Below are 25724 nucleotides of genomic sequence, written 5' to 3'. Positions count from 1 at the left end.
TTAGTAATCTGTGCTTAAATCACCGTATTGGTTTGAATTGAATTTTTCTTTGTCAAGGTTGTTTGTAAGTTTTGCGGTACCTGTACCGGCTAACATTGAATCATTTACATTCAACGCGGTACGTCCCATATCAATGAGCGGTTCTACTGAAATTAAGACACCCGCAAGTGCGACTGGCAAGTTCAATGTTGATAGTACTAAAATTGCTGCGAATGTGGCACCGCCGCCAACACCTGCTACACCAAATGAACAGATCACAACGACTGCAACTAATGTAATGATAAATTGGAAGTCAACTTGAACATGGGCAACGGGTGCAACCATGACTGCAAGCATTGCAGGGTAGATACCAGCACAACCATTTTGGCCGATTGAAAGACCGAATGAAGCGGATAAGTTTGCGATTCCTTCTGGTACACCTAAACGTGATTTTTGAGTTTGTACGTTTAATGGCAATGCACCTGCACTTGAACGTGAAGTGAAAGCAAAAATAAGTACTTCTGCTGTTTTTCTTAAATAACGCCAAGGATTCAAACCGAGTAATCCAACGATAATCAAGTGAATGATAAACATTGTAATTAATGCGGCATAAGAAGCTAGGACGAATTTCCCTAAAGTCCAGATTGCGCCGAAATCACTTGTCGCAATTGTAGACGCCATAATCGCTAAGATACCATAAGGTGTTAGGCGTAAAACGAATGTAACGACTGACATAATAACAGCATAAACAGCTTCGATTGCACGTTTAATAATATGACCGTTATCAGGTTGTTTGCGTGCAACACGTAAATAAGCGAATCCGATAAATGTTGCAAAGATAACAACAGCGATTGTAGAAGTTGTACGTTGACCTGTGAAATCTAAGAATGGATTTGAAGGTAACAGTTCTAAAATTTGCTGAGGTAAGGTACTTGCAGTCATTTCTTTCGCTTTTTGTGAAATTTCTGTTCCACGAGCATGTTCTGCACTTCCTAAATCAATTGATGAAGCATCTAGACCGAATACTAGTGCTGAAATAATACCTATAATCGCAGCTACAGCAACGGTGCCGATTAAGAATACGAAAATAAAGAAACCGATTTTCGCAAATTTTTCACCTAATTGAATTTTAGTGAAAGCAGCGACAATACTGATGAAAATCAAAGGCATGACAATCATTTGCAGTAAAGCAACATAACCATCTCCGACAATGCTGAACCAGTCGGTTGTTGTTGTAATGATTTTAGAATCAGAACCATAAGCAAGGTGTAAAATGGTACCCGACACAATCCCGATACCTAATGCGGCAAAAACGCGTTTAGAGAACGCGACATGTTTTTTCGCCATAAAAAATAAACCTATAATTAGAAGTAAAAATACAATGATGTTAAGTATGATGAAACCCAAACGAATCGAAACTTCCTTTCTTAAAATAATGTGATATAAAATTTGTAAGAAGTACAATTGCGAATTTTAAATAGTAGTTATGTAGGTAAAACTTATATCCTTTGACTAATTACGGACGTCACGAATTGCAAAGAATTACTAATGATTAAGTATCTATTATTACAAAATTGTTAATACTATTTAAATCCTTAGTAAATATATCGTATTTATCAGTAGGGGTCAATGGCGGTTTTGAAAAGGGAAGGCGGCTGTATATAAAAAAACATCGATCCTAATAACAGAATCGATGTTTGATAATTTTTAATTACATTCCGAATAAACGTGCGAAGAAGCCTTTCTTCTCTTGTTTATGTTGGGCAGTTGGTTGATGTTCATTTCTTGGAGCATCAACAGGAATTTCTGGTTCAGGTGTAGTTGTTTCTGGTGTTTCTTGCATTTCTGCTGCAGGGACACTTTTTTGTTCTTTTTGCTCTGGTTTGTCAGAAGATGTTTTATTTTCCGTGCTAGATGACTCTTCTTTATTAGAAGAAGCTGTTGCTGATGCTTCAGGTTTAGCTTCTGATTGAGCAGTAGCTGATTTGTTTTCTTCTTTTTTCTCAGGTTGAGCTGAAACAGCAGCTCCTTTAAAGTCAGCTGTAGAATTTTGTTTGTCATCTGAATTTACTGTCTTAGCAGGTTCAGTTTTCTCAACTGTAGCAGAAGGTGCTTTCTGCTCTTCTTTTTTAGATTCTTGCGGTTGGGCAAGTACTTTAGCTGTGTTAGATTCTACAGCTTTTGTGTTATCAGCAACTGCTTTTGCATGTTCTTGTTGTGCTGTTTCAATTGCTTTTAATGTTTCGGCATGTTGATCTAGTTTATCAGTCATTTGTTGTTGCAATGTTTGCAAGTCTTTTTGCTGCTGATGAACTTGAGAAATCATTTGACCAAGCATTTGACGTTCTTCGCGCATTTTTGAAATGTCATTATGCAAGTCATTTAAAATCTTTGCGAAGTTTTGGTCGCTTGGAAGTTTTTCGTTGTCTTCTTTTACAACAATTTGTAAGAAGTCATTTTCTTTTTCTAATTCTTCAAAAGCCAGTTCATAGCTGTTTGTTTTTTTAACTTTATCAGCAATTTCTTTAAACAGTTCAATATCTTCTTCTTGGAAGTCAGTCGCTTCACGGCCGCGATATTCTGTTTTATTTAAATGATATCCACGTTCTTCTAAGTGTTGAACAATTTTACGTACTTGTTTTTCGCTCAAATCGACGCGTTGGGCAAATTCTTTAGTTAGCATCTGATCTGTATCCTTTCGCTTTATATTGTTTTAGTAAGACGTCTGTCTTCCGTCACACAAACGTCAGTCTAACCTCTATGTTAGTTTACCGTGATTATCACAATATTTCAAGCGGTCTTATGATTTTCGAAGGTCCATTTCTTCTAATAAAGGATATACTCTTTTTCGGGAAAGATGGTTTGCGAAAACATATTTTAAGATATAACAAGATTTGACACTTGTTGCGTAAATGTCTTTAGTCAGTGGGATACGTGCATGCAAAAATAAATTTAATGGAATAGGCGGCATTTCTTTATCTAGCCCAGGACGTTTATAATCGATTTCTGTTTGCTCTTCAAAGCCGTGATCATTTAAGAAACGGTGTCGTTTGAAAAGTAAGTCGGCATCTTTTTCTTCAGTAGATTCCGGTAACGGTAAGGCTTCCATCATAAAGAAGTTTACTTCGCGATTATGTACGCGTTCTGCTAAATGATCTAATTCATTTTGTACTTGAGCTAGAGTATCAGTTAATTATTGTTCGCGTTCAGGTGTATCTACTGCTACTAGATAAATAATAAATGCTGCGTTTGTTGTGGCTTCATAATGAGCAGTTGCTAAACTTACAACTTTATCATTATCTAAACCGACTAAGAAGACATAATCATTTTTAGTTCTCTTATTTTCAAGTGATTGCTTGAAAACATGATGCTGCTGCATCACATTCCCAAATTGATAATTGTCATATAAGTTCAATGCAGCTTCGTATAATGGATCAGATGTTTTTTTAATTAGTTTGAATTCCATAAGATGCCCCTCCCGTACTTTTCTTATCATTATAGCATAGTGCAAAAAGCACTTTAGAAATAAAAAAATCGACAGTCAAACTGCCGATTTCATACCCTTATTATGGATTAAATTTCGTACTCTTTTTCAGGTTTCTTTTCATCAAATTCTTTTTTGAATTCTTTTCTGCTGTGAGGATGTTTACCAGCTAAAATAATGATGTTGCCATTTAAGATTTCACGTTTGCACACTTTTCTTTCTGTTTCAGTTAAATCATAGTGTGCAAGTACGGCTTCTTCTCCATCTTCTCCAGTAAGGAGGCGGGCTACTCGGTCACTGAATGTACCGCTTGTTGATTGTACTTTCATATCTGTACTTTCAACGCTGTCAATGTGCAATTTGTTTTTGCTGATAACCGATAGCTCGTCTTTTGTGTAACCCTCATCTAACTTGCGTTTTAATGCGTCGAAAATCTCATCTTGTGATGTAAGAATAAGAATATCTGCCATAGTAAAGCTCCCCCTCCATAATTAATACTAATATAAATCAATATACCCTACACTTTAGTAATGTAAACGGTTCATTTATCATGTTACGGCTAAGAAGTGTCATTTTCAAGAAAAACAGAAGTGAAAATTCAGAAAAATTTAAAAATATCAGTTTTTGTTTTCGGTAAAAATAGAATTCTTAGAAAATAATAATATCTCTTTGTTGAATATTGAAAAATAGCCTTAAAATGTGGTATTATCAGTAAATAATTTAACTAACTCATATAATCTAGAGGATTAGGCTTTAGAAGTTTCTACCATGTCGCCTTAACGACATGACTATGAGTCACTTAAACAATACAACACAATGGTGCTTCCGATAATGCGGGAAATGCATGTAGATTATTGATAGATATGTAAGGACTATTTGGGGAAATGGGACATCTCTATCGCTACAAAACATGAAATGCATTACTATTTGCGAAGTGGGACACTATAGCTTCTCAAATCATCATACTTCATATTTTTGCTTTGGCACCTAGCTGCAAGGGGTTTTTGGCTAGAGCTGGTATGAAAAGACAGTGTGATAACTGTCGGTTTATATGGAGATTAAAAGCCGGTTATATCTTAATAACCTCCTTAATCCGAGCAATAATATAATGATGTGTATTGCCTGTGCAACTCATAGATCCTGAAACTAAGTTAGTAGTTTGGGATTTTTTTTATACACAAATTGAGGAGGTTGTTTTTACGTGGAAGCGTTAAGACAGAAAGTCAAAGAAGATGGTGTAGTCATCGGAGAAAAGATTTTAAAAGTTGATGGGTTTTTGAATCATCAAATCGATGCACAGCTTATGTATGATATTGGGGAAACATTTTATGAACAGTTCAAAGACCAAAAGGTTACTAAAATCTTAACTGTTGAAGCATCAGGTATCGCACCTGCAATTATGGTTGCTTATAAATTCGGAGTACCTTGCCTTTTTGCGAAAAAAGCAAAGCCGAATACTTTAAATAAAGGTTTTTATCAAACAGATATTCATTCATTTACAAAAGATAAAACGAATAGTGTGATAATTTCTGAAGAGTTTTTAGATGAGCATGATCGTGTGCTAATTATTGATGACTTCTTAGCAAATGGTGATGCATCACTTGGATTGAATCGTTTAGTTCATCAAGCAGGAGCTGAAACAGTCGGTGTCGGTATTGTTGTAGAAAAAAGTTTCCAACAAGGCCGTACAAGATTAGAAGAGGCTGGCTTAAAAGTATCTTCATTATGTGAAGTTGCTTCTCTTTCTGGTAACAAAGTGACATTGGTTGGAGAAGAATAATATGAAGAATTTCATTTTAAGTCTACAGCATTTACTTGCAATGTATGCAGGTGCTATACTTGTTCCAATTATCGTAGGGACTAGTCTTAAATTCACCCCAGAAGAAATTGCATACTTAGTTACAGTCGATATATTTATGTGCGGTGTCGCAACGTTTTTAGAAGCGAACAAAATCACGGGTACTGGTTTGCCGATTGTTTTAGGGTGTACCTTTACAGCTGTCGCTCCGATGATATTAATAGGGCAGACAAAAGGATTAGACGTGCTTTATGGGTCCTTATTTATTTCCGGGATTCTTGTTGTACTAATCGCTCCAGTCTTCTCTTATGTTGTGAAATTCTTCCCTCCTGTTGTGACAGGGAGTGTTGTGACGATTATCGGAATCAACTTGATGCCAGTCGCAATGAACTATGTTGCTGGAGGTCAAGGTTCTAAAGATTATGGAGATATGAAAAATATCATCTTAGGTTTTGCAACTTTGCTAATTATCTTAATCTTACAACGCTTTACACGAGGCTTTTTGAAATCTATCGCGATTTTAATTGGATTAATTGCCGGAACAGCTTTAGCAGGGGCATTTGGTATAGTAGATTTAAACCAAGTAGGCACAGCGCATTGGTTTGAACTACCAAGACCATTCCGTTTTGCTGGTTTTGGCTTTGACCTTGATGCAACACTTGTGTTCTTCATTGTTGCGTTAGTCAGCTTGATTGAATCAACAGGTGTTTATACAGCATTAAGTAAAATTACAGGGAGAACACTAGAACGTAAAGACTATCGCAAAGGTTACACTGCGGAAGGTCTTGCGATTATTTTAGGTTCTATCTTCAATGCATTTCCATACACTGCTTATTCGCAAAATGTCGGTTTGGTTTCTCTATCTGGCGTGAAAAAGAATAATGTCATCTATGGAATGGTCATACTTCTACTAATTTGCGGTTGTATTCCGAAATTAGGTGCTTTAGCGAATGTGATTCCATTACCAGTTCTTGGAGGCGCAATGATTGCGATGTTCGGTATGGTAATGGCATATGGTGTAAGTATTTTAGGCGGTATCGACTTTAAAAATCAAAATAATTTGTTGATTATCGCGGTGTCAGTGGGACTTGGAACAGGCATCAGTGCTGTCCCTGAAGCTTTTAAAGCAATGGGTGAACAGTTTGCTTGGTTAACACAAAATGGAATTGTACTAGGTGCAATTTCCGCAATTATTCTTAATTTCTTTTTTAACGGCTTAAAGTATCAACAAAATGAGGAAAATGTGAAATAATGTAATTATTAAAATAAATGGAGGCTGTAATCAATGTGGGAAAATAAATTTGCTAAAGAATCTTTGACGTTCGATGATGTACTATTAATTCCAGCGGAGTCTAATGTATTACCAAAGGAAGTTGATTTAAGTGTTGAATTATCAGACAGAATCAAATTAAACATTCCAGTAGTCTCAGCAGGTATGGATACGGTTACTGAATCAAAAATGGCAATTGCAATGGCAAGACAAGGCGGTTTAGGTGTTGTTCATAAAAATATGAACATCGAAGACCAAGCGGACGAAGTACAAAAAGTAAAACGTTCAGAAAATGGTGTTATCTCTAATCCATTCTTCTTAACTCCTGATGAAAAAGTTTATGAAGCAGAAGCATTAATGGGTAAATACCGTATTTCTGGTGTGCCTATCGTAGATAACAAAGAAGATCGCAACTTAGTTGGTATTCTCACAAATCGTGACTTGCGTTTTATTGAAGATTTCTCAATTAAAATTTCAGATGTCATGACGAAAGAAGATTTAATCACAGCTCCAGTCGGAACAACTTTGGATGAAGCGGAAGCAATTTTACAAAAACATAAAATTGAAAAATTGCCTTTAACTGAAAACGGTAAATTAAAAGGGCTTATCACTATTAAAGATATTGAAAAAGTACATGAATATCCGTTTGCAGCGAAAGACTCATTAGGACGTTTATTATGTGCAGCAGCTATCGGTATTTCTAAAGATACTGATATCCGTGCTGAAAAATTAGTTGAAGCAGGCGTTGATGCATTAGTTATTGATACAGCACATGGTCATTCACAAGGTGTTATTGACCAAGTTAAACATATCAAAGCAACTTACCCTGAAGTTACAGTTATCGCAGGTAATGTCGCAACAGGTGAAGCAACTAAAGCTTTATTTGAAGCGGGTGCTGATGTTGTTAAAGTAGGTATCGGTCCTGGTTCAATTTGTACAACACGTATTGTAGCAGGTGTCGGTGTTCCTCAAATTACTGCAGTTTATGATTGTGCAACTGAAGCACGTAAACAAGGTAAAGCAATTATTGCTGATGGCGGAATTAAATTCTCTGGTGATATTGTTAAAGCATTAGCAGCTGGCGGACATGCAGTTATGTTAGGAAGCTTGCTTGCAGGTACTGAAGAAAGCCCAGGAGAAACTGAAATCTTCCAAGGCAGACAATATAAAACTTATCGCGGAATGGGTTCATTAGGCGCTATGGAAAGTGGTTCAAATGACCGTTACTTCCAAGAAGATAAAGTACCTAAAAAATATGTGCCAGAAGGTATTGAAGGCCGTATTGCTTATAAAGGTTTATTACAAGACAACATCTATCAATTGATGGGTGGCGTGAGAAGCGGAATGGGTTACACAGGATCTCACAACTTGAAAGAATTACGCGAAGAAGCAATGTTTACTCGTATGGGATCAGCTGGATTAGCAGAGAGCCATCCGCATAACATCCAAATCACAAAAGAATCACCAAACTACTCAAGATAAAAGGAGAACATGATTTATGGAAATGGCGAAAGAACAAGAAATGATTCTTGTATTAGATTTTGGTAGCCAATATAACCAATTGATAACACGTCGTATTCGTGAAATGGGCGTATACAGTGAATTGCATGATCACGAAATTTCTATTGAAGAAATTAAAAAGATGAATCCAAAAGGTATCATCTTATCTGGTGGTCCGAACTCAGTATATGAAGAAGGCTCATACACAATCGACCCTGAAATTTATAATCTAGGCGTGCCTGTTCTTGGTATTTGCTACGGTATGCAATTAACGACTAAATTATTAGGCGGTAAAGTAGAACGTGCAAATGAAAGAGAATATGGTAAAGCTATCATCCATGCTAAAGCAGATGAATTATTCTTCGGATTACCTGAAGAACAAACAGTATGGATGAGCCATTCTGATAAAGTGATTGAAATTCCAGAAGGATTTGAATCAATTGCAGATAGTCCAAGTACGCCATATGCTGCAATTGAAGATAAAGAGCGTCGTATTTACGGCGTTCAATTCCATCCAGAAGTACGTCATACAGAATATGGTAACGATATTTTACGTAATTTCGTACGCCGTATCTGTGATTGTACTGGTGAATGGACTATGGAAAACTTCATCGATTTAGAAATCGAAAAAATTCGCGAACAAGTTGGAGACCGCAAAGTGTTATGTGCAATGAGCGGCGGTGTAGATTCATCAGTAGTTGCTGTATTATTGCATAAAGCGATCGGTGACCAATTGACTTGTATCTTTGTTGACCATGGTTTGCTTCGTAAAGGCGAAGGCGACATGGTAATGGAACAATTCGGTGAAGGTTTCAACATGAACATTATCCGTGTAAATGCGAAAGACCGTTTCATGGATAAATTAAAAGGTGTTTCTGACCCTGAACAAAAACGTAAAATTATTGGTAACGAATTTGTTTATGTATTTGATGATGAAGCATCTAAATTAGAAGGTGTAGACTTCCTTGCACAAGGTACGCTTTACACTGACGTTATCGAATCAGGTACAAAAACTGCACAAACAATCAAATCTCACCACAATGTTGGTGGATTACCTGAAGACATGCAGTTTGAATTAATCGAACCTATCAATACATTATTCAAAGATGAAGTGCGTGCTTTAGGTATTGAATTAGGTATTCCTGAACACTTAGTTTGGAGACAACCATTCCCAGGTCCAGGACTTGGTATCCGTGTACTAGGTGAAATTACTGAAGAAAAATTAGAAATCGTCCGCGAATCAGATGCGATTTTACGCGAAGTGATTCGTGAAGAAGGATTAGAACGTGAAATTTGGCAATACTTCACAGTATTACCAGGCATGCGTTCAGTAGGTGTAATGGGTGACTATCGTACTTATGATTATACGATTGGTATCCGTGCCGTAACTTCTATTGATGGAATGACAAGTGACTTTGCGCGTATCGACTGGGAAGTTTTACAAAAAATCTCAAGTCGTATTGTAAATGAAGTTGATCATGTAAACCGCGTTGTTTATGATGTAACTTCTAAGCCGCCAAGTACAATAGAATGGGAATAATGATATAACTGATATATGAGGCTAGAAACGTTGATATAATGCGTTTTCTAGCCTTTTCTTTATGTTTTTGAACACGTTCTACTTAAAAATTGATGTATATCGCAAACTTTTTCGTTACTTTTTCACGTTGTTTTTCTGTTAAATGTTAGCATTACCACTAACTTTTTCTAATTTTATATTTACCAAAACCTCAAGTCCTTTTTTAAGCAAATTCCTTTCTATAAAGGTATAATAATTATACTTAGAAAAAAGAGAGGTATGAGTATGAACTTCCACCAATCATCAATTAAACATGTTAACCGAATTGAATTAAATGTTGCTGATATAGACCGTCAAACTGATTTTTATCACAATATATTAGGTCTTCAAGTCCTTAAGACTGCTCCAACTCAAACAACTTTAATAATTGGAGAAGAAGATGAGATAGTCTTAAATAAAATTGAAAATGGACGATTTGCACAGATGACAGAAGCTGGATTATTCCATATTGCGATTTTATTAGATGATGTAACAGATTTAGGGGCACTGATTAAACACCTTTTTCAACATAATATTGCTATTTCTGGAGGTGACCACTTGGTAAGTGAGGCAATTTACTTTAGCGACCCAGAAGGAAATGGAATAGAGGTCTATATAGATCGACCAGCTGACTTATGGCATTGGGAGAATGAACACGTGAATATGGATACACTTCCTTTAGACGTATCTAGAATATTAGCAGATTCTGGAAATACAGAATGGACAGATATGCCTAAAAACGCAAAAATTGGACATTTACACTTGAAAGCATATGATTTAAAAGCTTCAAGTCAGTTCTATAAACAAATGGGATTTCAAATAACTTCTGTATTACCTAAAGCTTTGTTTCTTTCGGAACAAAAATATCATCATCATATAGCTATTAATACATGGCAGTCCAACCAACCTTTGCGTAATCCTGAACAGACATATGGATTAACAGCATTTAATATAATAGACGAAAACAAAAAATCAGAAGTATACACTACACTTGAAGGGTTGAAATTAACGATTAATGAATAAAGGGAATGAGAAGGGTATTAAAAAAGAGTAGTAATTACGATTAATAACCATATGATTTTGATTTATTCTTGAAGTGAAGATAAAGGTTTTAGTTTTATATCGTAAGTGTGAGTGGATTATAAAAGGGGTGAGAGCAATGGAGAATCAAAAACTACTTCATGATTTGCTCAATAAAAAATATACACAACCGCGTATCTTTGAAATATTCGATAGCTTAGCGACAGTGGATATAAATGATTTATGGGGGTTTTGGAAGGGTTCGGAAATAAAAACAGGTCATCCTATGGAAGGTATTTTATCGGTTACAGGATGGTATGGGAAACGGTTTGTAAATTCGGAACAAATTGATCCGTTGGTCTTTCGAACTGAAAAAGGAAAACTGTTTTACGTCAATCCAGGTTTAATACCCCTAGAACTGCCAATTGAAAAACTTCCTAAAAAGATACTTTCAATGACTATGAAGTGGTTTGGGTTTGTTGTTAAAACAAATAAAAGCAGGGCAAGAGTGCGTCGAGTTAAGTTCCGGGGGAAAACAAGTGCTTCTATGATTTATGATCAAAAAGCAATTATAGATGTTTTTCGTAAAATCAATGATGATACACTGCTTGGTGTGATGGATATCAAAGATAAGCATCCAGAAAAATATTATTTTTTTGTACTGCAAAGAGTAACAGAACAAAGTAAATAAGGATAAATCGTTATATCTGATTTAAGGATAGCGTTATATTCAAAACGAAATTAAGAAAGGTTTCTCTTTTTCAGAAAAACACAAACGTATACGTTCAGTAAAGTTTCCCCATGTTACTTTTTCCATTGCCTCTGCATAAGTGAAGAAACCGACTTCTAAACTTTCGTCACTTGTTGTTAATTGACCGCCAATATATTCACCTTTAAATAGGTTATTAATAATAGAATGTTCTGTATTTTGAAAGACACCGCAGAACTCAGTCAACTCGACGTCAACACCTGATTCTTCTTTGACTTCTCGGATAACGCCTTCTCGAATAGTTTCACCGTTTTCAATTTGACCGCCAGGAATTTCCCAACCGCGCAATGGACTTTTAATTAATAAAATTTGATTTTCGTCGTTTAATACAACACATGAAGCAGAGATAATATGTTTTGGTGGCATTACAATTTCTCCTTTCGTTGCTTTTTATCTATACCCGTTGATTATATAAGTACATCATCTGTTCATCGTATAAAATAATTAATATTTAATAATTAGTTAATTCAATAAAAGCTATTTCTGTCTTATAATTTGTGTATGTAAATTAAAGGAGATAACAACTATGAATTTTAAACAATTTTTACTCTCAGGATTAGCAGTAGCTTTACTTGGATCAGCAGGAGCAAGTGTATTTTCAAATCAAGCTGAAGCTGCTTCTTATGGCGCATATGAATTCCGTAACTACGATATAACAGCTAAAGAAAACTTAAAAAACTTACTTGACGCAAGTTCATATTATAAAGCAATGGCGAAAGAATCAGGGGCAACGCTTTACCAAAATAAATTAAATCAAGCGATTTACTTTGCTAAAAAACAACAAGATGCTTCAAATGATTCACAAGTTGTAACAGCGATTAACAGATTATCAACTGTCTATAACGAAGTATTCCAAATCCACTTACAAACTGAAAAAGGTAGTTCAAATGTTCAAAGTAAAAAGACAGAACTACAAAATTTAATTATTAAAGCAAACGGTTTGTTAACTGAAAGCCATCATTCAATGAATCAAGATGAAGCACAATTGAAAAAAAGTAGAACAAGCACAAGCTGTATTGAACCAAGCGCAACCAGGCTATGAATTAGTTAATGCAATTAGCACTATACAACAAGGCATTAAAAATGTTGAACAATACAAAGCATTCGTAAACCATCGTTAATAGAATGAAGATAAGCAGTCTTTCTCATGCACATTGCTGCATATAGGAAGGCTGCTTTTAATATATATTTTTAACAAAACTCATCGAAAAATCTAGAAAACTGAGTGTGAATTTGGTTGTTTCATCATCTGTAAACATGAATTTAAATGGAATGGGTAAAACGTAAATAATATGTTTTAGAAGAAGTGTAGATGAGGAGGAACTTTTGTGACTAAAGACTTAGCAACCATCGTTCCAGTTTACAATAAAGAATTATTTTTAGATGATACTATGAATTCAATTAATAACCTAGATATCGATAAATCTGAAATTGAAGTGATTTTTGTAGATGATGTCTCTACTGATCAATCTTTAGAAAAATTAAAAGCATACGAAAATGAATATGACTATGTAAAAGTAGTGGAACTAGAAGAAAATACAGGTAGTCCTTCAACTCCCCGCAATGTAGGAATAGATGTATTAGATAGTAAATACATCACTTTTTTAGATGCTGATGATTGGTTGGATGCAGAAGGATTTCCAAAATTACTGCAACAAGCATTGGACACACAAAACGATATTTTATTTGGTCAAAGTTTACGACATAAAGATCGTTCAATTAGAAAAATTGCGCGTTTTTCTTCTTACGAAACGGCCTCTGATCTTGTACCTTATGAGATTGATAAAATTTTCAGAGCAGTAGGCCCGCCTGGAAAAATTATTAAAGCATCCATCATTAAAGAGAATGACATTAAGTTTGAACACATGAAATATGGTGTGGATAAATTATTCTTTACAGAAGTGATAGGAAAGGCGCATTCAGCGGGTATGAATGATGCTGTTGTATATCATGTCAATCGATATGGAGCGAATCAATCGTTGATTGGCGAAACAGATATCTTTGAAAAAACAGCTTGTAATTTAGAAGTGTTGAAAAAACTGTTTGAATTAGACATCCCTGAGACGGCACGCCGGAATGCTATCAGTCGTATCATAGAGATGGATTATTTATCACGCTTATTTATCAATAAACGCTTTTTAAAAAGTGAGGATAAGCAATTATTTTATGATGCATTTGCAGAAATGGAAACAGTATTAGATAGACACCATCTCAATATTAAAGATTATCTTACTGAGGATAAATACGAAAAAGTGTATCAATTACTCAGTCAGTCCAATAAAGAAAGAGTAGTAAAACTCATTAAAATTCTTATTAAAGGTGAACGTGCACCACGTTATGTTTCAAATGGATTAGTTCACTTTTTATTACCGGAGGAGTTGAGAGAAGTTGCGCCTTTGACTGAGGATTTCTTTGCTGTTTACGGCGGAACGGAAGAAGCGGATGGCCAGTTTTACGAAGTGATTCATCTTTATAAAAAAATGGCAGCACAAATCAGTCGGGTACAGTTGGTGAAACTGAAAGACGAGGCGGCGGCAATTGATGTAGGATATCAAGTCAGAGGAGGAAAGTTGCGTATTCCAACGAAAGAACTGGAAGATGCGGATTTCAACTTTAATATTCAAATTACTTATAATCATTATCGTCCGTGCATCGTCAATATGAATTTGCCGAGTGTAAGCAAACAGCCAGCATTAAAGCGTCAGCATTTTAAAGTTGAATTTAAAGATAAACGATTTAAGGACGAAAAAAATCAAACTAAATTTGTTGATACAACTAAGTATTATGATGAAAACCCGGGCATGGTGTTCTCAGCTCAACGATTTAAAGTGTATGAAGATGTAGAGTTTCAAAAAGAAGCTGCACGTGAAATTGAAGTTGGCGAATTATTTACTGTTGAAGATATTCAGTATACAGAAAAAGGAACACCGCGGTTGGTTTTGAAAGATGGCTCATTTGTTACTGCAAATAAGAAATTTGTAACGACTATAGATGATAGACTGACGGAACAATATTTAGTAAAAGTGCCTCGAAGTGTAAAGGTATTGAAAAAATGCAAAGCTTATAACGACCGCAATTTTAAAGATGAAGCGGGTTCAAATTTTGAAGAAGGGGATATTGTGAATATCGTTAAAATTGTATTTTCTTCTAATGGCACGCCGCGTTTGAAGACAGATAAAGGTGTTTATATGACCGCTAATCGTGATTTTGTAAAATCGATAACATAGACTAATATATTTAAAGCACAACCGATTATGAAAATAATAAGCTCCTTATAAAGTTATCACTTCTTAAGTGTTTTCTTTATAAGGAGCTTATTAGTATAGCCTTGTTCTTCTTTGACTCATTCTTCTAATTCTTTTAGTATCGCACGTTTCTCTTTTAAATATGCTTGGAACTGTGCATCAAGCTCTTCAGATGGGGCGATACTTAATCGGCTTAAAATATCTGAAATACGATTCTCCACTAACATCAGTTGATTACGTAATTGAGTTTTATCTTTAGTAGATTCAGGTTGCTCTAATGTTTTAACAAAATGAGCATAGTCTTCATTGAACAGTTTTAATTGGTGGTTGGCTAAATATAAAATCTTATTAGTAACGTTCGCTAAAAATTCATGGTCGTGAGATACAATGATGTTTGTACCTGTATAATCTTTTAAAAGTTGTTCTAAAGCTTCGATAGACTCAATATCTAATGAATTAGTGGGCTCATCTAATATCAATAAGTTGAAAGGACTTAAAATTAATTGGCACAAAGCAACTTTCACTTTTTCTCCTCCGCTTAATACTGCTATTTTTTTATATACAGCATCACCACGAAAATGCATACGTGCTAAAACGGTACGAATCAAAGTTTCTTCATGTTCACTATGATCTTTGATAAAATCCAGAATATCTTTCTCTTCATCTAATTCATTTAATTTCTGGCTCAAATATCCAATTCGCAAACTTGATGATAAGTTCAGGTTTTTTTCACCTTCTACAATTGCCTTTAATAACGTTGATTTGCCAGAGCCATTTGCTCCAACTAATCCGATTTTATCGCCGCCATTTATATAAAAATAAGCATCTTTCCATAGTACTTCATCTTTGATAGATTTTGAAAAATAGTCTGCATGAATAACAGGCTTGTTCTTTAGTTTATCTGCAAACGGCAAACTTAACTGTATAGATTCAGCACTTTTAGGACGATGCTTCACTTCAAGTTGATCTAGTCGTTTCTGCATTGTTTTTGCATTTTGATCTAATTTTTTCTGTTTTCCCTGATAGTGATGTTTAAAATTCGCTGCTTCATGTGCACCGATGCCTTTAGGTACTTTAGTGGCACCTTGAGCACGCTGCTGTTTATTTTTAATCGCTTGTTCTAATTGTTTTTTCTTCTGCTCGTATTGATGGTAGTCTTCCCAAGCTTGTTTTTCTCTATCTTCTTTCTGCTGAACATAAGCATCATAACCGCCATTAAATACAGATACAGTTTGGTCACTGATTTCCCATATCGTTTGGCAAGTTTGTTTTAAGAAAGTTCTATCATGCGAAATAATCAAACAAGCACCTGCAAAATTTTTGATTTCAGATTCTAATAACTTTATACCTTCAACATCTAAATGCGTAGTAGGTTCATCAGCAAATAAAAATTCTGCTTTTTTCTCTAAAGCTTCTGAAATGTACTTTCGCATCATTTCACCGCCACTCAAGTGACTTGTCCATTGAGAAAATTGCGGGATGTGTGCGATGATGCCTTCGCGATTAACATGACCGAAATCTGGTTCAAGTATACCGCTTAAAATTTTAAGCAATGTTGATTTTCCGCTGCCATTCTTGCCTACAATACCAATACGGACATGTGGCTGTATGCTTAAATGCGGTATTTTAAATAATTGGCGAGGTCCGATGTTGTATTCAATTTGGTCCACTTCAATTCTTCCCATAGTGCCACCTCTTTCGCCATTCATCATAACATAATACTTTATACTTTCTATTCGGTTTTTTAGAAAAAGAAGCAAGAGCGTAGGCTTAATTTTAAAGTAATATACACCCAGGAGTCTGAGAGGGTTCTAAAGAGAAAAATAAAAGTATAAAAAAGGATATATAAATTTTGTAAATGTTCCGATAATTCATTGACATGAATAAAAGAACGCGGTATGATTCATAACATAATTATTTTCAGACAATTCGTACATCACTACTATTTGAATTGTTGTTGGCAGAATTTATATAATACGAGTGGAGAGTATTTATTTGGATTCTAAAATCACCTATACAAACTTCGCCTCAAATCCTTTTGATTCGTTGAATATTTTCGATGAAACAAAGGGTGCGTATCATGTCTTGAAGTGGGCATACGATACTTACGGAGATGAAATTGTATATGCTTGCAGTTTCGGAGCTGAGGGCATCGTCTTGATTGATTTAATTTCACAAGTGAAACCTGATGCTAGAATTGTATTTCTCGATACAGGTCTGCATTTTGAAGAAACTTACGATTTGATCAATCGCGTTAAAGCAAAGTATCCAGAATTGAACATTGAATTAAAAAAACCAGACTTAACTGTAGACGAACAAGCAGAACATTATGGTGACAACCTTTGGAACAGAGATCCGAACCAATGTTGTTATATTCGTAAAGTGAAACCATTGGAAGAAGTATTAACAGGCCAGACAGCTTGGGTTTCAGGACTCAGAAGAGAGCAGTCGCCTACTCGAGCTAATACAGACTTCTTGAACAAAGATGAACGTTTTCAATCCATCAAAGTTTGTCCTTTGATTCATTGGACTTGGGATAACGTTTGGGACTACATTAAATCAAATGAACTACCGTACAATATACTTCATGATCAAAATTATCCGAGTATCGGATGTGCTCCATGTACTTCGCCAGTTGCAGCTGGAGGAGATTCGAGAGAGGGAAGATGGTCGAACAATATGAAGACAGAATGCGGACTGCATGTAGGCCGTAAGTCTTAAGTTAAGTCACGGCAAAATTTTTTTGGTGCTAATTCTTAGTAAACCTATTGGAATTAAGCAAACCTATAAACGACCTAGGTATAGGTTCCGTAAAATATATTTTTTTAAGCATAATTCCTACTAAAAAACTAAGAATAAAAATTAATATATGGGGGGAAGACACTTGAGTTTATCATCAACAAACAGTCCGTTCAACGACGAACAGGCACAACTTATTAATCAAGCTTTATCAACTTTATCTAATGACCAAAAACTTTGGTTAAGTGGTTATTTAACCGCAAATATGCAAGGCGGCGCTGCAAGAACAGTTCCAGCATCCGGCGCTGTACAAGTACCTGAAGCAGCAGGTGCACAAGCTGCACAACCACAAGTGGTTGAACCAAGAAAAATCACAGTATTATTCGGTTCTGAATCAGGTAATGCCCAATGGGTTGCAGAACTATTAGAAAGTAAATTAAAAGAAAAAGATTTTGACGTAACATTGTCTGAAATGGATCAATATAAAACGAAAGATTTGAAAAAAGTAGAAGATTTACTCATTGTAACTTCTACTCATGGTGAAGGAGATCCGCCTGATAATGCAGTTACATTCTATGATTTCTTATATGGTCGCAAAGCACCTAACCTTGAAGGTGCACGATTCTCTGTATTAGCTTTAGGTGATCAATCATATGAATTCTTCTGTCAAACTGGTAAAGATTTCGACGCACGCTTAGAAGAATTAGGCGCTGATCGTATCTTGCCTCGTGTCGATTGTGATATTGACTTTGAAGAATTAGCAAATGAATGGATAGACAATATTATTAATGAATTAGGTGATCAAGAAGTAAAGCAAGTCGTTCAAGATGCACAGAATGAACCAATTCAAAATGATGTCGCTGCTCCAGTTTATTCACGCACAAATCCATTTGAAGCAGAAGTATTAGAAAATGAAAAAATCACAGGTCGCGGTTCTAATAAAGAAGTGCGTCATCTTGAACTTTCACTAGAAGGTTATGGCGATGAGTATGCGCCTGGAGATTCTATTAATATCTTGCCTGAAAATGACCCTGAACTTGTGAATGAATTAATCGATATGCTTGATTGGGATTCAGAACAAGAGATTGAAGTGGATACGCAAGGTACAAAAATGACATTATCTGATGCATTGACTTCTTATTTTGAAATTACTAAATTAACGAAACCATTACTTGAAAGTGCAGCACAAATCTTCGATAACGAAGAATTGATGGACCGTCTTTCAGATAACGCATGGGTTAAAGAATATGTATACGGCAGAGACTTGCTTGATTTATTAGATGATTTCCCTACAGAATCATTGCAACCAGATCAATTGCACCAAGTCTTAAGAAAAATTCCGGCACGCAGTTATTCTATTTCCAGCAGTAACCAAGCGAACCCAGATGAAGTGCATATCACAGTATGTGCAGTACGTTATGAAGCACATGACCGCGACCGCTCTGGTGTGTGCAGTGTTCAACTAGCAGAGCGTGTGGAACCAGGAGATAAATTAAAAGTATATTTGAAGAAAAATCCAAACTTCAAATTCCCATTTGATGAAACTACACCAGTAATCATGATTGGCCCAGGTACTGGTATTGCTCCATTCCGTGCAGTATTGCAAGAGCGTGAAGAATTAGATTTGACTGGTAAAACATGGTTGTTCTTCGGTAATCAACATTTTACAACAGATTTCCTATATCAAACGGAAATCAAAGATTGGTTAGATAACGGTGTTTTAGAAAAAGCAGATGTTGCCTTTTCAAGAGACCAAGAAGAAAAACGCTATGTACAGCATTTAATTGATGAAAATAGCGAAGAATTCTACGACTGGTTAAGAAATGGCGCAGCTGTTTATGTCTGCGGCGATGAAAAAAACATGGCAAAAGATGTACATCAAGCAATTGTGCACGTCCTTGAAAAAGAAGGCGGCTTAACTGAAGAAGAATCAGAAAACTATTTAGCAGAATTGAAAAAAGAAAAACGCTATCAACGTGACGTTTATTAATTTCTAAGGGGGGATAGTCCACGATGGCGAAAAATGATAACGAATTATATAAAGGTTTAGATGATTTAGAACGTAATAAAGGGGAGAGCAATTATCTCCGCGGCACAATTGTGGAAGGGTTAAATGATCCTATCACAGGCGCAATTGCAGAAGACGATACCAAATTACTGAAATTCCACGGTAGTTATATGCAAGATGACCGTGACTTGCGTCAAGAACGTCGCAAACAAAAATTAGAACCACTATATGCATTTATGATTCGTGTGCGTATTCCTGGCGGTAAAGTTTCTACAGACCAATGGTTGAAATTAGACGCACTTGCTGATAATTACGCGGGTGAACAAATCCGTTTAACAACACGTCAAACAATGCAGTATCACGGTATTTTGAAACGGAATTTGAAAAAATCAATGCAAAGTATTCACGATGCTGTACTTGATTCTATTGCAGCTTGCGGTGATGTGACACGTAACGTAATGTGTAATCCAAATCCGTATCAATCAGATATTTATGCTGAAGTTAATCGTGCAGCAGATAGTATCAGTGAACACTTGCTTCCAAAAACAACGGCTTATCATGAAATTTGGCTAGATGGCGAAAAAGTTGTAGATACTAAAAAAGAAGACCACGAACCGATGTATGGTAAGACTTATTTACCGCGTAAATTTAAAATCGGCATCGCGGTACCACCTTCAAATGATATCGATGTATATTCTCAAGATATTGGTTTAATCGGTATTGTAGAAAATGATGAGCTTATTGGATATAACGTCTCTGTCGGCGGCGGTATGGGTATGAAACATGATGACTTGAGAACTTATCCGCAAGTGGGTAAAGTGATTGGCTTTATTCCGAAAGATAAAGCAGAAGAAGTTTGTGAAAAAATCTTAACAATCCAACGTGATTATGGTGACCGTTCAGATCGTATGCAAGCACGTTTTAAATATACAGTTGACCGCAAAGGTCTTGATTGGATTAAACAAGAATTGAATGATCGCTTAGGATGGGAATTAGAAGAAGCAAAATCATTCGAATTTGAAGATAATGGAGATCGTTTAGGCTGGACAGAAGGTTCAGGCAAACATCATTACACATTATTCATTCAAAATGGACGTATCAAAGATACGGAGGATTTCAAATTAAAAACTGCAATTAAAGAATTGGCTAAGGTACATAAAGGCGACTTTAGAATGACACCGAACCAAAACTTGATTATTGCAAATGTAGATGAGAAAGATAAACCTGAAATTCAGAAAATTATTGATAATTATGGACTGACAGATGGTAAAAATTATAGTGGATTGCGCCGTAATTCTATGGCTTGTGTCGCTTTCCCGACTTGTGGTTTAGCAATGGCTGAATCTGAACGTTATTTACCATCATTGGTTGGAAAAATTGAAGATTTATTAGATGAATTCGGTTTAAGTGAAGAAGAAATTACAATTCGAATGACAGGTTGTCCGAATGGATGTGCACGCCCAGCTTTAGCAGAAATTTCATTTATCGGCAAAGCGCCAGGTAAATACAATTTCTATCTTGGCGGCAGTTTCAAAGGTGACCGTTTGAATAAGTTGTATAAAGAAAATATCGGAGAAAAAGAAATCTTGGAAAGTCTAAGACCTATCTTAGAACAATACAGTAAAGAACGTGAAAAAGGTGAACATTTCGGTGATTTCGTTGTACGTAAAGGTATTGTTGAAAAAGTGACAGATGGTCGTGATTTCCGCGGTTAATATTTAAATCAATGGGGTGATCAGATGGGAAAAGTATATATAGTTGGAGCAGGCCCGGGCGATCCGGATTTAATCACCGTCAAGGGCATGAAAGCCATTGAGAAAGCAGATGTGATTCTATATGATCGCCTCGTTAATAAAGCATTATTAGAATATGCTAAACCAAATACAAGACTAATTTATTGTGGTAAAGACCCGAATGGTCCATCCATTCCGCAAGCAGAAATTAATCACTTATTGGTTAGCCTAGCAAGCAAAGGACATATCGTCACACGCCTAAAAGGCGGTGACCCTTTCTTGTTCGGCAGAGGTGCAGAAGAAGCAGAAGTATTGGCAGACCAAAATTTGCCATTTGAAATTGTACCAGGTATTACATCAGGCATTGCAGCACCTGCTTATGCTGGTATTCCTGTTACACATCGAGATTATAGTTCATCTGTTGCTTTTGTAACAGGTGTGAATAAATCTAAAACATTTAAGCAAGAGTATTGGAAACACTTAGCACGCGGACCTGAAACGTTGTGTATTTATATGGGCGTCAGTCGATTGCCTGAAATCAGCCGTTTATTAATAGAAAACGGCAGAGCAGCAGATACACCTGTCGCACTTGTTTATCAAGGGACTTCAGAAGTTCAAGAAACTGCAGTCGGCACATTAGAAACAATTGTTGAAGATGCAAAGCATTTTAAAAATCCATCTATGATTATAGTAGGTGAAGTGGTGCGTATGAATCGTAAAATCAACTGGTTCCAAGAATTTGCGCAACACCAACAATTAACAGAAGCAGCATTGCATTAGAGTACACACTGTACAATTAAGGGTTGAAATAAAAAGTTTCAACTTTTATAACTATAAATCCTTGTAAACCAATAAGAATAATATAATTTATGGTTTGCTAGTTAGATAAAATAAAGTGAAAATTTTGAAATCATTTACTCGAAGAAAGGAGCAGAGACAATGAAAAAATTATTGATTATCGCTTTTGTCGGTTTCTTTGCACAACTGATTGACGGTTCCCTCGGCATGGGGTTCGGTGTAACTTCATCATCAATTTTGTTAACACTCGGGCTCACTCCTGCCATTGTTTCAGCGACAATTCATTTTTCTGAAATTGCAACAACAGCAGCTTCAGGTATTTCGCATATGTCATTTGCGAATGCGGACAAAAAGCTCATTCTAAGATTGGCGGTGCCGGGATCCATGTTTGCTTTCATCGGCGCAGCATTAGTCAGTCATCTTCATGCAAATATAGTAAAACCGGCCGTTGCTTTGTTCCTGATTTCAATCGGTATATATATCCTTTATCAATTTGCATTCAAAGGAAAAAGAAGTTATACCGACGGCCCGCCGCCTAGTAACAAGTTGTTGATTCCGCTTAGTTCAGTAGCTGGATTTTTAACTGCTATCGGCGGAGGAGGTTGGGGACCGGTTAATACTTCCGTTTTGGTTTCAAGACGTAATGCTAATGTAAGACACGTTATTGGAAGTGTTTCTGTCAGTGAATTCTTTGTCACAATCGCAGCATCTGTCAGTTTCTTGATTTTCTTAAGATTAGACCAAATCAATTGGGGGTTAGTAGCTGCACTAAGTATAGGTGGTGTAGCAGCAGCTCCATTTGCGGCATGGATGGTTAAAGTGATTCCAGTTGAAGTGCTTGGTATCTTTGTCGGCGGTCTCATTATTTTTACAAACAGCAATACATTGATGAATGCCTTTGGAGCTGATGCATCAATGGCAACAATTGTAAGAATTACAGTTGTAGTCGCTTGGTTAGGATTATTGTTATATACCTTAAATAAAGCTGGGAAATTACCCAATTTTTTTCAAAAAAAGCAAACGCACAAAGTAGGAAAAAACTAAACAAGGGAGATGGATAATATGGCAACAGCAACTCAAATTATTAATTATACAAGTACACCTCACGGCGGTGAATTAATTAACCGTCAACTTGAAGGTGCAGAGAGAGAAGCGTTAATCAAAGAAGCAGAAGCATTTCCTAAATTAACGTTAAATGCATGGAGTTTATCTGACTTAGAATTAATCGCAATTGGCGGATTCAGTCCATTAACTGGATTTATGGGAGAAGCAGATTATACGAATGTGGTAGAAAACTTGCATTTAGCTGATGGTACATTGTGGAGTATCCCGATTACATTACCTGTAACAGAAGAACAGGCTGATGCATATGAATTAGGTTCTAAAATTGCGTTATATGGAGAAGATGACAAGCTTTACGGTGTCTTAGATTTACAAGAAAAGTTCACTTATGATAAAGAAAAAGAAGCTGAAAACGTTTATGGTACAACTGAAGAAGCACATCCAGGTGTAAAAAAAGTATATGAAAAAGGAAATGTTTATTTAGCTGGACCTATTCAATTAGTAAATCGTCCTGATCATAGTGAGTTTGAAGAATTTGAACTAGATCCTATTGAAGTAAGACAAATGTTTCATGATTTAGGTTGGAAAACAGTAGTCGGTTTCCAAACACGTAATCCAGTTCATCGTGCGCATGAATACATTCAAAAGAGTGCTTTAGAAACGGTTGATGGATTGTTATTGAATCCTTTAGTAGGTGAAACAAAAGCAGATGACATCCCAGCAGATGTACGTATGGAAAGTTACCAAGTTATTTTGAAAAATTATTTCCCGGAAAATCGCGCACGTTTAGCAATTTATCCTGCTGCAATGCGTTATGCAGGACCGCGTGAAGCTATCTTGCATGCGATTGTCCGATTGAATTACGGCTGCACACATTTCATCGTAGGTCGTGACCATGCCGGTGTAGGTGATTACTATGGTACATACGAAGCGCAAGAACTCATTTCTCAATATGAGGATGAGCTAGGTATCAACATTATGAAATTTGAACATGCTTTTTACTGCACAAAGTGCGAAAACATGGCAACTGCCAAAACTTGCCCGCATGATAAAAAATATCATGTACATTTAAGCGGTACAAAAGTACGTGAAAAATTACGTAACGGTGAACCATTGCCGAAAGAATTCTCAAGACCAGAAGTAGCAGAAGTGCTGATTCGCGGTTTACGCAGACATAGAGAACAAAATGGGGAGGGTTAAACTAAATGGTGAAATCACAAAATATCACATGGCATGATTCAGAAGTAACAAAAAACGAGCGCCAGGAAAAAAATGGCCACAAGAGTGTGGTGCTCTGGTTTACAGGTTTATCAGGATCTGGTAAATCTACTATCAGTGTTGCTTTAGAAAAAGCATTATTTGAACGCGGCGTACGTTCTTATCGCTTAGATGGTGATAATATCCGTCATGGATTGAATAATAATTTAGGATTCAGTCCTGAAGACCGAAAGGAAAATATCCGTCGTATTGGAGAAGTGAGCAAACTTTTATCAGATGCTGGATTAATTACTTTAACAGCTTTTATTTCGCCTTATCGTGAAGACCGTGATCATGTGCGTGAAATTTTAGAGGATGGCGAATTTGTAGAAGTTTACACTAAAGCAAGTGTAGCGGCATGTGAAGAAAGAGACCCTAAGCAATTGTATAAAAAAGTGCGCGCAGGAGAAATTAAAAACTTCACAGGTATCGATGCACCTTATGAAGCACCTGAAGACCCAGAAATTATCGTGGATACAGAAGAAAATTCAGTAGAAGAAGCGGTAGAACAAATTATCCAATATTTAGAAGACCAAAAAGTAATTTAAGTTTTTAAATGAGTAGCACATACAGTAATGAGGGGCTGTATGTGCTTATTTTTTATGAGTTATTTTGCGATTATTCAGAAAATAAACTATAATATAAGCGTAAATTCATATTTCGTACAACAAGGAGTGGCATCAAGATGACAAAAGTTGAAGGACAAGTAGCATTAGTAACAGGTGGAGGACAAGGTATCGGAGAAGCGATTTGCCGAAGATTAGCAGAAGATGGTTTTAAAGTCGGTGTTGCAGACTATAATATTGAAACTGCGGAAAATGTTGCGCAAAGTTTACGTGATGCAGGCCATGAAGCGGTTGCTGTAAAAGTAGATGTGGCGGATCGTGACCAAGTATTTGCGGCTGTAAAAGAAGTGAAAGATAAGTTCGGTGATTTCAATGTTATCGTGAACAATGCTGGTTTAGGACCGCAAACACCATTAGATACGATTACGTACGAGCAATATCGCCAAGTATTTGATGTAAACGTTGGTAGCATTTTCTGGGGTATCCAAGCAGCTGTTGAAGCTTTTGAGTCTCTAGGACATGGCGGTAAAATTATCAGTGCTTCTTCACAAGCTGGTCAAGTCGGCAATCCAGGTTTAGCTTTATACGGTGCTACTAAATTCGCAATTCGCGGTATTACACAAACTGCAGCGCGTGATTTAGCAGACAAAGGTATTACAGTAAATGCTTATTGCCCTGGTATTGTGAAAACGCCGATGATGGAAGATATTGCACAAAAAACTGCGGATGAAGCGGGCAAACCTTATGAGTGGGGTATGGAACAATTCTCTAAAAACATTGCTTTAAAACGCTTATCAGAGCCATCTGATGTAGCTGCATGTGTATCATATCTAGCAGGGCCAGATAGTGATTATATGACAGGACAAGCATTAATTATTGATGGCGGTATGGTATTTAATTAAGCAACAAAATAAATTAAAGGCAAGCGAACTTTAACA

At 36.2% G+C, this 25724-nt stretch carries 23 protein-coding genes and 1 riboswitch; of the genes, 16 read left to right on the top strand and 7 right to left on the bottom strand.

Annotated features, from left to right (window positions below; translation table 11 throughout):
* The 5 genes from DYE31_RS12370 to DYE31_RS12355 all read right to left on the bottom strand — a co-directional run bounded on the left by DYE31_RS12370 (position 1) and on the right by DYE31_RS12355 (position 3933).
* The gene (locus DYE31_RS12370; protein WP_012664072.1) at positions 1 to 1326 is read right to left on the bottom strand and encodes an L-cystine transporter; all 1326 of its coding nucleotides are present in this window, start codon (positions 1324 to 1326) and stop codon (positions 1 to 3) included.
* Between the two features lie 364 nt (positions 1327 to 1690).
* Positions 1691 to 2662: a prolipoprotein diacylglyceryl transferase gene (locus tag DYE31_RS12365; protein WP_012664073.1), complete on the bottom strand. Its 972-nt coding sequence runs from the start codon at positions 2660 to 2662 to the stop codon at positions 1691 to 1693.
* A 117-nt stretch (positions 2663 to 2779) separates the two neighbouring features.
* Positions 2780 to 3091, bottom strand: a complete 312-nt coding sequence (locus DYE31_RS13010; protein ID WP_012664074.1) for a hypothetical protein — start codon at positions 3089 to 3091, stop codon at positions 2780 to 2782.
* Positions 3092 to 3172: 81 nt separating this feature from the next.
* Positions 3173 to 3445 carry a hypothetical protein gene (locus DYE31_RS13005; protein ID WP_012664075.1) on the bottom strand — a complete coding sequence of 91 codons (273 nt, stop codon included), beginning with the start codon at positions 3443 to 3445 and terminating at the stop codon, positions 3173 to 3175.
* A gap of 107 nt (positions 3446 to 3552) precedes the next feature.
* A complete protein-coding gene (locus tag DYE31_RS12355; protein WP_012664076.1) occupies positions 3553 to 3933 on the bottom strand; it encodes a general stress protein in 381 nt (126 codons plus the stop codon).
* 239 nt (positions 3934 to 4172) lie between these two features.
* Positions 4173 to 4274, top strand: a riboswitch (purine riboswitch).
* A 390-nt stretch (positions 4275 to 4664) separates the two neighbouring features.
* On the opposite strand from DYE31_RS12355, the gene xpt reads away from it, so the two are divergent.
* From xpt to DYE31_RS12325, 6 genes are all read left to right on the top strand, one after another.
* Complete coding sequence (xpt, locus tag DYE31_RS12350) at positions 4665 to 5243, top strand: xanthine phosphoribosyltransferase (RefSeq protein WP_012664077.1); 579 nt, start codon at positions 4665 to 4667, stop codon at positions 5241 to 5243.
* A gap of 1 nt (position 5244) precedes the next feature.
* A complete protein-coding gene (gene pbuX, locus DYE31_RS12345) occupies positions 5245 to 6513 on the top strand; it encodes a xanthine permease PbuX (protein ID WP_012664078.1) in 1269 nt (422 codons plus the stop codon).
* 33 nt (positions 6514 to 6546) lie between these two features.
* Positions 6547 to 8013, top strand: a complete 1467-nt coding sequence (guaB, locus tag DYE31_RS12340; protein ID WP_012664079.1) for an IMP dehydrogenase — start codon at positions 6547 to 6549, stop codon at positions 8011 to 8013.
* A 16-nt stretch (positions 8014 to 8029) separates the two neighbouring features.
* Positions 8030 to 9571 carry a glutamine-hydrolyzing GMP synthase gene (gene guaA, locus DYE31_RS12335; RefSeq protein ID WP_012664080.1) on the top strand — a complete coding sequence of 514 codons (1542 nt, stop codon included), beginning with the start codon at positions 8030 to 8032 and terminating at the stop codon, positions 9569 to 9571.
* A 264-nt stretch (positions 9572 to 9835) separates the two neighbouring features.
* A complete protein-coding gene (locus DYE31_RS12330; RefSeq protein ID WP_012664081.1) occupies positions 9836 to 10612 on the top strand; it encodes a VOC family protein in 777 nt (258 codons plus the stop codon).
* Positions 10613 to 10748: 136 nt separating this feature from the next.
* Positions 10749 to 11300 (top strand): DUF4334 domain-containing protein, encoded by a 552-nt coding sequence (locus DYE31_RS12325; protein WP_012664082.1) that lies wholly within the window; start codon positions 10749 to 10751, stop codon positions 11298 to 11300.
* A gap of 39 nt (positions 11301 to 11339) precedes the next feature.
* On the opposite strand, the gene DYE31_RS12320 is transcribed toward DYE31_RS12325, so the two are convergent.
* Positions 11340 to 11744, bottom strand: a complete 405-nt coding sequence (locus tag DYE31_RS12320) for an NUDIX hydrolase (protein ID WP_012664083.1) — start codon at positions 11742 to 11744, stop codon at positions 11340 to 11342.
* A gap of 160 nt (positions 11745 to 11904) precedes the next feature.
* Here DYE31_RS12320 and DYE31_RS12315 point away from each other — a divergent pair, with 160 nt between their 5' ends.
* Positions 11905 to 12420: a complement inhibitor SCIN family protein gene (locus tag DYE31_RS12315; protein ID WP_012664084.1), complete on the top strand. Its 516-nt coding sequence runs from the start codon at positions 11905 to 11907 to the stop codon at positions 12418 to 12420.
* 286 nt (positions 12421 to 12706) lie between these two features.
* Positions 12707 to 14605, top strand: coding sequence for a DUF5776 domain-containing protein (locus tag DYE31_RS12310; RefSeq protein WP_012664085.1), 1899 nt, complete (start codon positions 12707 to 12709; stop codon positions 14603 to 14605).
* Positions 14606 to 14721: 116 nt separating this feature from the next.
* On the opposite strand, the gene abc-f is transcribed toward DYE31_RS12310, so the two are convergent.
* Positions 14722 to 16308 carry a ribosomal protection-like ABC-F family protein gene (gene abc-f / locus DYE31_RS12305; RefSeq protein ID WP_012664086.1) on the bottom strand — a complete coding sequence of 529 codons (1587 nt, stop codon included), beginning with the start codon at positions 16306 to 16308 and terminating at the stop codon, positions 14722 to 14724.
* Positions 16309 to 16618: 310 nt separating this feature from the next.
* Between abc-f and DYE31_RS12300 the strand changes: the two genes are divergently transcribed.
* The 8 genes from DYE31_RS12300 to DYE31_RS12265 all read left to right on the top strand — a co-directional run bounded on the left by DYE31_RS12300 (position 16619) and on the right by DYE31_RS12265 (position 25688).
* Positions 16619 to 17344 (top strand): phosphoadenylyl-sulfate reductase, encoded by a 726-nt coding sequence (locus DYE31_RS12300; RefSeq protein ID WP_012664087.1) that lies wholly within the window; start codon positions 16619 to 16621, stop codon positions 17342 to 17344.
* A 163-nt stretch (positions 17345 to 17507) separates the two neighbouring features.
* A complete protein-coding gene (locus DYE31_RS12295) occupies positions 17508 to 19352 on the top strand; it encodes an assimilatory sulfite reductase (NADPH) flavoprotein subunit (protein ID WP_012664088.1) in 1845 nt (614 codons plus the stop codon).
* Positions 19353 to 19375: 23 nt separating this feature from the next.
* Complete coding sequence (locus tag DYE31_RS12290; RefSeq protein WP_012664089.1) at positions 19376 to 21085, top strand: NADPH-dependent assimilatory sulfite reductase hemoprotein subunit; 1710 nt, start codon at positions 19376 to 19378, stop codon at positions 21083 to 21085.
* Between the two features lie 24 nt (positions 21086 to 21109).
* Positions 21110 to 21883 carry a uroporphyrinogen-III C-methyltransferase gene (cobA, locus tag DYE31_RS12285; protein WP_012664090.1) on the top strand — a complete coding sequence of 258 codons (774 nt, stop codon included), beginning with the start codon at positions 21110 to 21112 and terminating at the stop codon, positions 21881 to 21883.
* Positions 21884 to 22042: 159 nt separating this feature from the next.
* Positions 22043 to 22945, top strand: coding sequence for a sulfite exporter TauE/SafE family protein (locus DYE31_RS12280; RefSeq protein WP_012664091.1), 903 nt, complete (start codon positions 22043 to 22045; stop codon positions 22943 to 22945).
* Between the two features lie 18 nt (positions 22946 to 22963).
* Complete coding sequence (gene sat, locus DYE31_RS12275) at positions 22964 to 24163, top strand: sulfate adenylyltransferase (RefSeq protein ID WP_012664092.1); 1200 nt, start codon at positions 22964 to 22966, stop codon at positions 24161 to 24163.
* Positions 24164 to 24168: 5 nt separating this feature from the next.
* Positions 24169 to 24768: an adenylyl-sulfate kinase gene (cysC, locus tag DYE31_RS12270; RefSeq protein ID WP_012664093.1), complete on the top strand. Its 600-nt coding sequence runs from the start codon at positions 24169 to 24171 to the stop codon at positions 24766 to 24768.
* A gap of 137 nt (positions 24769 to 24905) precedes the next feature.
* Positions 24906 to 25688, top strand: a complete 783-nt coding sequence (locus DYE31_RS12265) for a (S)-acetoin forming diacetyl reductase (RefSeq protein ID WP_012664094.1) — start codon at positions 24906 to 24908, stop codon at positions 25686 to 25688.
* Positions 25689 to 25724 lie beyond the last annotated feature (36 nt).

The organism is Staphylococcus carnosus, assembly GCF_900458435.1.
In the GTDB taxonomy this organism is placed as follows: Bacteria; Bacillota; Bacilli; order Staphylococcales; family Staphylococcaceae; genus Staphylococcus; species Staphylococcus carnosus.
The sequence above is the reverse complement of the archived record's forward strand: the minus strand, read 5'-3'. Positions and strand labels throughout refer to the sequence as shown.

Coding starts and splice junctions, on each gene's coding strand:
- guaA (WP_012664080.1), top strand. CDS start 8,030: ATGGAAATGGCGAAAGAACAAGAAATGATTCTTGTATTAGATTTTGGT.
- sat (WP_012664092.1), top strand. CDS start 22,964: ATGGCAACAGCAACTCAAATTATTAATTATACAAGTACACCTCACGGC.
- DYE31_RS12320 (WP_012664083.1), bottom strand. CDS start 11,744: ATGCCACCAAAACATATTATCTCTGCTTCATGTGTTGTATTAAACGAC.
- DYE31_RS12330 (WP_012664081.1), top strand. CDS start 9,836: ATGAACTTCCACCAATCATCAATTAAACATGTTAACCGAATTGAATTA.
- cobA (WP_012664090.1), top strand. CDS start 21,110: ATGGGAAAAGTATATATAGTTGGAGCAGGCCCGGGCGATCCGGATTTA.
- cysC (WP_012664093.1), top strand. CDS start 24,169: ATGGTGAAATCACAAAATATCACATGGCATGATTCAGAAGTAACAAAA.
- DYE31_RS12355 (WP_012664076.1), bottom strand. CDS start 3,933: ATGGCAGATATTCTTATTCTTACATCACAAGATGAGATTTTCGACGCA.
- DYE31_RS12325 (WP_012664082.1), top strand. CDS start 10,749: ATGGAGAATCAAAAACTACTTCATGATTTGCTCAATAAAAAATATACA.
- DYE31_RS12370 (WP_012664072.1), bottom strand. CDS start 1,326: ATGGCGAAAAAACATGTCGCGTTCTCTAAACGCGTTTTTGCCGCATTA.
- guaB (WP_012664079.1), top strand. CDS start 6,547: ATGTGGGAAAATAAATTTGCTAAAGAATCTTTGACGTTCGATGATGTA.
- DYE31_RS12290 (WP_012664089.1), top strand. CDS start 19,376: ATGGCGAAAAATGATAACGAATTATATAAAGGTTTAGATGATTTAGAA.
- DYE31_RS13010 (WP_012664074.1), bottom strand. CDS start 3,091: ATGATGGAAGCCTTACCGTTACCGGAATCTACTGAAGAAAAAGATGCC.
- pbuX (WP_012664078.1), top strand. CDS start 5,245: ATGAAGAATTTCATTTTAAGTCTACAGCATTTACTTGCAATGTATGCA.
- DYE31_RS12280 (WP_012664091.1), top strand. CDS start 22,043: ATGAAAAAATTATTGATTATCGCTTTTGTCGGTTTCTTTGCACAACTG.
- DYE31_RS13005 (WP_012664075.1), bottom strand. CDS start 3,445: ATGGAATTCAAACTAATTAAAAAAACATCTGATCCATTATACGAAGCT.
- DYE31_RS12315 (WP_012664084.1), top strand. CDS start 11,905: ATGAATTTTAAACAATTTTTACTCTCAGGATTAGCAGTAGCTTTACTT.
- DYE31_RS12365 (WP_012664073.1), bottom strand. CDS start 2,662: ATGCTAACTAAAGAATTTGCCCAACGCGTCGATTTGAGCGAAAAACAA.
- abc-f (WP_012664086.1), bottom strand. CDS start 16,308: ATGGGAAGAATTGAAGTGGACCAAATTGAATACAACATCGGACCTCGC.
- DYE31_RS12265 (WP_012664094.1), top strand. CDS start 24,906: ATGACAAAAGTTGAAGGACAAGTAGCATTAGTAACAGGTGGAGGACAA.